The following is a 7,788-nucleotide window of genomic DNA, read 5'->3' as shown; positions in this document are numbered from 1 at the left end:
TTTAGAATTTCTTATCTACTATCTCCTTCGCGTAGTTTGTATAGCAAATTATACTATGTTGTAGCGTATTAAATTTGTTTATTGTAGTGCGGGCAAGATGCCCGCACTACAATATTTTTGGGTTTTAGTGTTATACAATTTAGCTGCACATCAACTTAGTCTAGTTCCAGAACAAGACATGGTGTTTGGTTATCATGTCCATCTTCAAGGGGGTAAAGTGATGAAGTTGGAAACCCCTACATTCAACGAACATTGGGGTAGCCGAGGTGGATTAGTAGAATTTCAAAATCGTGTTGTAAAAGCGCTTAAATTAAAACGATAAGATGCATTTTTCTTGGGGTTTTATGCGATCGCATCACCGTGCATAAATCCCAAATTAAAACAGCCACAGCCAAAGTGGGAGAGTAACCAGCAATACTATAGCCCCAGCAGCTAAGGCAGTAACTGCCAGATCGCGATCGAGATTGAATGTCTCAGCAATTACCAGTGTGGCGAAAGCTGGAGGCATGGCCATTTGTAGCACAATGACTTTTGCGATCGCCCCAGTTAATCCAAATAGTGGTAAAATACTGCCCAATATCAAGGGAACTAACAACATTTTGATTCCCAAGCTCATCCCTGCTTGTGGTAGGCTACCCCAAGATTTCAGCAGCGCCAGTCGCATCCCAATTAACATCAAAGATAAAGCTACGACACTCCAAGCAAATTTCTCTAACCAGAATTCCGCGACTGTGGGAATTGTCGCCTGTCGAAACAGCAAGCCAAATCCGAAACCCCACAGTGCAGGATTAATTAAGATGGACTTAGCAGTCTGCCAATGATTATGTACACCGCCGCCAAAACGCGCTGCTATTAACACACCCAAGCCATAAGTTCCTGGGAATGAACCTAACAAATCGTAGAATAAGGCCCAAGCAAAGTATTCCTTGCCTACCATTGCTAAAGTAATGGGAAAGCCAAGATAACCTGTGTTACCCAGCATTGCTGCTAATATCAAGCTAGCCTGAGTCGATTGTTGCGGGACGGTATTTTTAAAATAGGCTTGTCCTTTAATGGCTAACCAAGCTAAAAATCCTCCTAGTAAAATGGCTAGGTAAGCGATCGCGGGTGCAATCCAAATTTGCCCCGACAAGCTAGATTGACGCAAAAACGATACTATGCTGATGGGTACTCCCACCCAAAACAGAAACTGTCCCAAACGTGTAGGAACTGTCATAGGTAGTTTGCGTCCCAGAATAAAACCTACCAGGACTAATCCTCCTAGCTTGACGTATAGTTCTAAAAGGTTTGTCAAGATTGCGCCTAAAAACCACAGATGTAAAATGCTAGCTGTTAGGTCTACTTTTGTCCAGTGCAAAATCTCTTATGGCTATCCCACAAAAACAGGAGTTTACCCTTGAATAAGGCTGGGTTTTCTGGAAAACCGCAAAACTCATCAAATGACCTTGGTGATGATATTCCAGTGGCTGTACGCGATACCCCTGATGCAACACCTAAAATATGGTCGCAACGCCAAATTGTGCTGATTGGGGGACTAACAGGATTTGTCCTGCTGGCTTTAATTAGCGGTTTTTTGTTTTTCGTCACTGCACCTAAAAAAATCGCCGATTCTCAACCCTCAGTTACTACTTCTACACCGGCACCGACTACAGAATCTGGTAATGTCAATACTGTGTTAGGGCATCTGGCATACCCAGAAGCGCCTGAGTCAGAACTAATAACCATCTCTGCAAATAGGGGCTTTAGAATGCGAAAAGCAGCTGCCCAAAAGTTTCAGGAGATGGTAGCAGCAGCGCGGAGTGCAGGTGTAATTTTAGTACCAATTTCTGGCTTTCGCTCAATCAAAGACCAGGAGCAGTTGTTTTTTGCTGTCGGTGCCCAACGAAATCAGACGCCAGCACAACGAGCTGCCCTCAGCGCTCCTCCTGGTCATAGCGAACATCACACAGGTTATGCTGTGGATGTTGGAGACGGAGCAGTACCAGCAACTAATCTCCAACCTAACTTTGACAATACCAAGGCTTATCGGTGGCTGCAAGCGAATGCAGCGCGTTTCAGCTTTGAAATGTCATTTCCTAAAGATAATGTTCAAGGTGTGAGTTATGAGCCTTGGCACTGGCGTTTTGTCGGCGATCGCAACAGCTTGGAAATGTTCTACAAAGCCAGAAATTTGAAACCCGCTAAGATGCCTTAATATAAGTTGATCTAGAGATTACTATACTTTTGATAAAGGAGCGGTTATTTGATGATTGGCAATTAAACTCGCGGGAAGTTTATATGGTTTATCCGAGCAGCTACCAGCAAAGCTAATTATAGTCATTGAATCACTATTTGGAAAATACAAACAATTTTCTGCACGTTGCCCAATACTAGGCAGAGTCGCTTAACGCACTGGCTCTTTTTGAATTTTGAATTTTGACTTCCGCCTTGCGGTACTAGTCTCCAGTCACATGTCCTGAATTTTGAGTTTTAGCTTCTGATGACTCAGGCTGAAGTTTTTTATACTTACCTGGATACTTATGTTGAAAATAAGCTTCTAACACTTGTAAAACCATTGGCCCACAAATAGTACCACCATGCTCGCCAGTATTTTCCCCAAAGGCCACAACCACAATTTCCGGCTGATTACTGGGGGCATAGGCACCAAACCAAGTATGATTTGGGCGACCACCACCAGCTTCAGCAGTACCACTCTTTCCAGACGCTGGGGGAATTGTCGGCACATTCAAGCTCTTACCTGTACCCTCACTCACCACCTTCCGCAGTCCCTCACGGAGAACTTTGATAGTTTCCGGCTTCATATTTAACGACGATCGCCAACTTTTTGCGTCTTCGTTGTCTTTGAGCAAATGCGGCTGAACTCGATACCCACCATTAGCGGGGACAGAAAACATAATCGCCGATTGCAGGGGTGTCACTTGCAAAGCACCTTGACCAATTGACATATTAATGGTATCACCGACACTCCAAGGCGTTTTCAAAACTCTCTGCTTCCATGTTTCATCTGGAACCAAGCCTTTTGATTCTTCGCCCTGAAATTCAATGCCAGTTTTTTGACCAAATCCGTATTTGCGACTCCATTCGATTAAAGTTGGGCCACCGACTTTTCTACCAACTTGATAGAAGAAAGTATCACTACTCATAGCGATCGCTCTGGGAAATCCTAATGTCCCGAATCCGGCGTGGTTCCACTCACCAAAAGTCACTCCCCCAACAGTTAAGGAACCAAAGGTCTGTAATATTGAGCCAGGAGAGAATTTACCCGATTCGAGTCCAGCTGTCGTAGTGACGATTTTGAAGGTACTGGCGGGTGGAAAGGCACTCAGCGCCCGATTGATCAAGGGATGCTCTTTACCTTGGACGCTTTCCCAATCTTTTTGGGAGAGTTTTTGTTTGGAAAAGATATTTGGGTCAAAGGTGGGGTAAGATACCATTGCTAAAACTGCACCATTCTTCGGATCAATTGCCGCGATCGCACCTCGATTATTTCCCAAAGCTTTTTCTGCTGCCTTTTGCACATCTAAATCTATGGTCAGGTGCAAATCGTTACCAGCTTTTGCCTGTTTCTCTCCCAAAACCCGGATTGGTCTACCCGCACCATCTACTTCCACTTGCTGACCGCCCCATTCGCCCCGCAGAGCTTTCTCATAAGCCTTTTCCACCCCCATCTGACCAATTACATCTCCGAGCCGGTAGCCTTGCTGCTTCTTGTCCTTTAACTGGTCGGCGGTTAATTCCCGTGTATAACCTAGTACGTGTGCTAATTGTTTACCGTGGGGATAATAACGCACAGCATCTGTATTAATTTCCACTTCCGGGAGTTGATTTTTATACTCTTTTAATGCCGTAATTTGTGCTTCATTTAGATCACGAGCGACGCGGATAAGTGAAGAAGAATTAGCACCGGCTTGTTCTAATTTCTTTTCCATCTCATCTTGCGAAATGTTGAGAATTTGCGTTAGACGCGGGCCGACTATAGACCAGGAAGGTTTAGTATGTGCCATCGGCCATAAGTATACAGAGCTAGCATAGCGAGTACTGGCTAAAAGTTTGCCATTTCGGTCAAAAATACTGCCCCGTTCCGGTTGTTTGAGAATCATCCGAATTCGGTTCGCTTCGGCTCTTTGGCGGAGTTTTGGCCCTTCAACAATTTGCAAATATGCCAAACGTGCCTCAATACCTACGGTCATTAATAGGGTAAATACGATTAAAAATATTGATTGGAAACCACGTCCAACTGTACGTGTATCTTTTTTGCTGCCAAGTGATGGGAACATAAACAATTCAAAATGAATAAACGCAATCCTAGCCAGCTTTTTAGCAATTGCTAATATGTAATTTTAATGCATATTAGCTTAACTAAAGAATGGATAAATCTAAGTAAAAATACATATTTTTGTACTCAGTAAGAGGGATGAAGAAATTGGGCGAGTATATTCTTAAACAATTGTTTTTGGCGGATACAATAAACCAAAGTGTCAAATCTAGTCTGCCCCATAGACTAGATCAATTGACAAACTAACGTTAGATCAGGACATTCTACTGAGGATTATGGCTCAAATTGTCATGCAGAATCAGAGGGGGATAACAACTTTTCAGCCACTTGATGTTGAACTGCGTAACGTCTTCAAGTTTTTTAACCAAGAACCAGCAGTACATGGAATCGATTTGGATGTCAGACAAGGAGAATTTTTTAGTATTTTAGGCCCCTCCGGTTGTGGTAAAACAACAATACTGCGTTTAATTGCTGGGTTTGAAATCGCTGACGCTGGCAAGGTGTTGATTCAGGGTCAGTCTATGACTAATGTGCCGCCTTACCGCCGACCGGTCAATACTGTATTTCAAAGTTACGCTCTATTTAACCATCTTGATGTCTGGGATAACATCGCCTTCGGACTGAGGTTAAAAAAAATACCAAAATCGGAAATTGAAAGTAGAGTCCAAGAAGCTTTAAAACTCGTGAAAATGGAAAGTTTACGATCGCGCTTTCCCAATCAACTTTCTGGTGGTCAACAGCAACGTGTCGCCTTAGCAAGGGCTTTAGTCAACCGTCCCACTGTCGTACTACTGGATGAACCTTTAGGGGCCTTAGATTTAAAACTGCGTAAGGAAATGCAGGTTGAGTTATCAAATTTACACAAGGGCTTAGGAGTGACCTTTGTGATGGTGACACACGACCAAGAAGAAGCATTGTGTTTGAGCGATCGCATTGCCGTGATGAACCAAGGCAAAATTGAACAAGTTGGCACTCCCAGCCAAATTTACGAACGTCCGCAGACAGCTTTTGTTGCTGATTTTATTGGCGATACTAATTTATTCAGTGGTGAAATCGTCGGCGTAGACTCCTCTAATGTGCAAATTTCGACAAAAACTGGACTCTCAATTGTCATTAGTCGCGTTGAAGATACACCATCTGAAATATCACAAGCGGTAGTAGTGAGTGTGCGCCCAGAAAAAATACAGCTTTCGCTTTATCCACCTAATTTGCCAGCTAATTGCTTTGAAGGACGGCTTGTGAATGTTATGTATTTGGGCACACACGTTAATTATGTTGTGGAATTAACAAATGGCATTAGCATAAATGTGCTACAACCTAATACTTTTGGCGGTTTACCAGACCGCGACACCCCCATCTACGCTTGGTGGGCAGAAAATGATTGTTTAGCTATTAGTCAATAGTTATAAGAATCTCCCTTAATTGGTAAGAGATCACAAATTCAGTTCCCTCGTTTGGTACGGAATTCACTTTAATCGAACCACTGTAGTCAATGTGGATAATTCTTCTTAATCAAATCCTATTATGTGGAATGTGGGTTATAACATTCAGTAATGGAATAATACCTTGACACCGTACTAGGAATATCAACCCATGTCAATTTTAAAAAGAGTTCCTTGGGTGTCCCTGGCGCTAGTGCTGCTTAGTTACAGTACTTTGGGCTGGGTAATATCTGAAGCACATCCTCCTGTGTTTGTGTGGCTGATAACTGTATTTGCTATCTTGCTTTTAATAGTAACGTTGACCGCTCCTTGGCCAAAGATGACATATTACATTTTGCTTAAATCAAATACCAGGACTTTCGGCGTTGCAGTCTTAGCAGCTTTCTTATTCTTTATCATGATTGCTTGGTTTCAGATATTTCTTGATACCTTACTGATCATTTCAGCGACTATATTAGTCAGGATAGACTTTCAAAGAGCGGGTCTTAGAGAAGGGCTAGCCTTTTCTACTGCATCTATATTTTCATTGGGAGGTTTAGCTTTGGGTGCGCTAATCTACAACTTAATATATTCCCAAATTCCGCTAAGGTTATGAACTATAGCCAAAAAAGCTAGCGATGCCTGCGGTGGGCTGTGCGAAGGCTTCATAACCACTATTGCATACTCACAACTTTCTTTTTGGATCAGATTCCCCGCTTGTTAAAAAAATTGGTCATCTTGTTCTTCAATACTTGGGTTCAAAATACAGGCTGTTCAAACAGCAGTAGAGAGAGGAAAAAATCCATGATAAAAATTGATACCCAACTAGTGACAACTGCTTTTGTTGCAGATTCTCCTACTTCCTTTGCTCCTCCTTTAGTAGTTAACCCCCAACTACAGCCAATAACAGCAACCAGCACTCCAAAAATAAACCCTTTTAGCAAAATAACAAACAAATCTGACGGTTCTAAAAAATCTCTGACTGATTCTAAAAATGTTTCGGGAATAATTTGGTAAAACTGTGAGCCGGCAAAAACTCCGCCGCTGATGCCCGTAACTAAAGCCAAAATCGTCATCAAAGGCACCATCAAACCACAAGCAATTACTCTCGGAAGTACTAAATAATCAATTGGATCAGTTTTGAGCATATAAAGTGCATCAATTTGCTCTGTTACCCGCATTGCACCTATTTCTGCGGCAAAAGCCGAACCGACTTGTCCCGCCATAATACTAGCGGTCAAAATTGGAGCCAATTCTCTACAAAAAGCTAAGGCAAAAGCGCCTCCCACAGCATTGATAGCCCCAAATCGGGCTAATTCCCTCGTTATCTGAATAGTAAAAATCATTCCGGCAAAACCGCTGACAAGGAGAACTGGAGAGATAGAAACTGGCCCAGCAGTGACCATATGTTGAAGAATCTTGCGGTAGTATGTTTTTCCTTGGACTAAATGTAGCCACACTTGACCGAAAAGCAATATTGCCGCAAAGCAGCGTACAATCTCAGATTGCTCAAAATTTGTTTTTAATCGCAATTTTATCGTCCTTAAGACTGACTTTTTTTGCACATATGTGATCTCAATTCTCTAAAATCAGACTACAGATACACAGAATGGTGGAAACCCAGCCAGATGTAATTTGACTTTCTCCATTAACTAACCCTGAAAGTAGAGGAGGTGTTTGGGCATGGTTCAACTTAGCTTAGTAAACTTTAGCGTTAATATTTTTAAATCCTACACGCTGACGCTACCAGTTGGGTGCTGTATTTTGGGAGATAAAGGAAGGCTACTCAAAAATTATTAGCGAATTTTCCGGAATCGATCACAACGGGGTGGTAGTACATATCAGAGCATCGATATTATACTGAACCTCTATAACTAACCTTCGGGGAATATAGCCCCATTGTTTCCGCTCAAAAGCCCGGTCTTCATGACCGGGTTTTTGATGTTTATAAGTAATTGGATAGAATTAATTACACAATGACTGTAAGTATCTTTGTTCATCTACTTACCAAGTTGCAGTCCAGCAATTCAGAGTCAGAGCGATCGCCTACGGTGGTCAAGTCGCTTCGCTCCAATTAAAAATTGCAATCAG

Annotated in this window: 7 protein-coding genes; 4 read left to right on the top strand and 3 right to left on the bottom strand. The window is 42.4% G+C overall.

The window, feature by feature from the left end; translation table 11 throughout:
• Window positions 1-97: 97 nt before the first annotated feature.
• Window positions 98-322: a hypothetical protein gene (locus V7K15_RS13330; RefSeq protein WP_334905973.1), complete on the top strand. Its 225-nt coding sequence runs from the start codon at window positions 98-100 to the stop codon at window positions 320-322.
• A 54-nt stretch (window positions 323-376) separates the two neighbouring features.
• Here the strand turns inward: V7K15_RS13330 and V7K15_RS13325 are convergent, their stop codons facing one another.
• A complete protein-coding gene (locus V7K15_RS13325; protein ID WP_334905977.1) occupies window positions 377-1,294 on the bottom strand; it encodes an AEC family transporter in 918 nt (305 codons plus the stop codon).
• A 102-nt stretch (window positions 1,295-1,396) separates the two neighbouring features.
• Between V7K15_RS13325 and V7K15_RS13320 the strand changes: the two genes are divergently transcribed.
• Window positions 1,397-2,194, top strand: a complete 798-nt coding sequence (locus V7K15_RS13320) for a M15 family metallopeptidase (RefSeq protein ID WP_334905972.1) — start codon at window positions 1,397-1,399, stop codon at window positions 2,192-2,194.
• Between the two features lie 241 nt (window positions 2,195-2,435).
• On the opposite strand, the gene mrdA is transcribed toward V7K15_RS13320, so the two are convergent.
• Entirely contained in the window at window positions 2,436-4,277 is a 1,842-nt protein-coding gene (gene mrdA, locus V7K15_RS13315; RefSeq protein WP_334905971.1) for a penicillin-binding protein 2, read from the bottom strand.
• 274 nt (window positions 4,278-4,551) lie between these two features.
• On the opposite strand from mrdA, the gene V7K15_RS13310 reads away from it, so the two are divergent.
• Window positions 4,552-5,679, top strand: a complete 1,128-nt coding sequence (locus V7K15_RS13310) for an ABC transporter ATP-binding protein (RefSeq protein WP_334905970.1) — start codon at window positions 4,552-4,554, stop codon at window positions 5,677-5,679.
• Window positions 5,680-5,869: 190 nt separating this feature from the next.
• The gene (locus tag V7K15_RS13305) at window positions 5,870-6,313 is read left to right on the top strand and encodes a hypothetical protein (protein WP_334905969.1); all 444 of its coding nucleotides are present in this window, start codon (window positions 5,870-5,872) and stop codon (window positions 6,311-6,313) included.
• A 142-nt stretch (window positions 6,314-6,455) separates the two neighbouring features.
• Here V7K15_RS13305 and V7K15_RS13300 read toward each other — a convergent pair whose 3' ends face one another.
• A complete protein-coding gene (locus V7K15_RS13300; RefSeq protein WP_334905968.1) occupies window positions 6,456-7,229 on the bottom strand; it encodes an MlaE family lipid ABC transporter permease subunit in 774 nt (257 codons plus the stop codon).
• Between the last annotated feature and the right edge of the window lie 559 nt (window positions 7,230-7,788).

This window comes from Nostoc sp. (assembly GCF_036919815.1).
Classification (GTDB): Bacteria; Cyanobacteriota; Cyanobacteriia; order Cyanobacteriales; family Nostocaceae; genus Nostoc.
The sequence above is the reverse complement of the archived record's forward strand: the minus strand, read 5'-3'. Positions and strand labels throughout refer to the sequence as shown.

What these genes read in the sequence shown, in the direction of transcription:
- V7K15_RS13330 (WP_334905973.1), top strand. Translation starts at nt 98, where the DNA reads ATGCCCGCACTACAATATTTTTGGGTTTTAGTGTTATACAATTTAGCT.
- mrdA (WP_334905971.1), bottom strand. Translation starts at nt 4,277, where the DNA reads ATGTTCCCATCACTTGGCAGCAAAAAAGATACACGTACAGTTGGACGT.
- V7K15_RS13305 (WP_334905969.1), top strand. Translation starts at nt 5,870, where the DNA reads ATGTCAATTTTAAAAAGAGTTCCTTGGGTGTCCCTGGCGCTAGTGCTG.
- V7K15_RS13310 (WP_334905970.1), top strand. Translation starts at nt 4,552, where the DNA reads ATGGCTCAAATTGTCATGCAGAATCAGAGGGGGATAACAACTTTTCAG.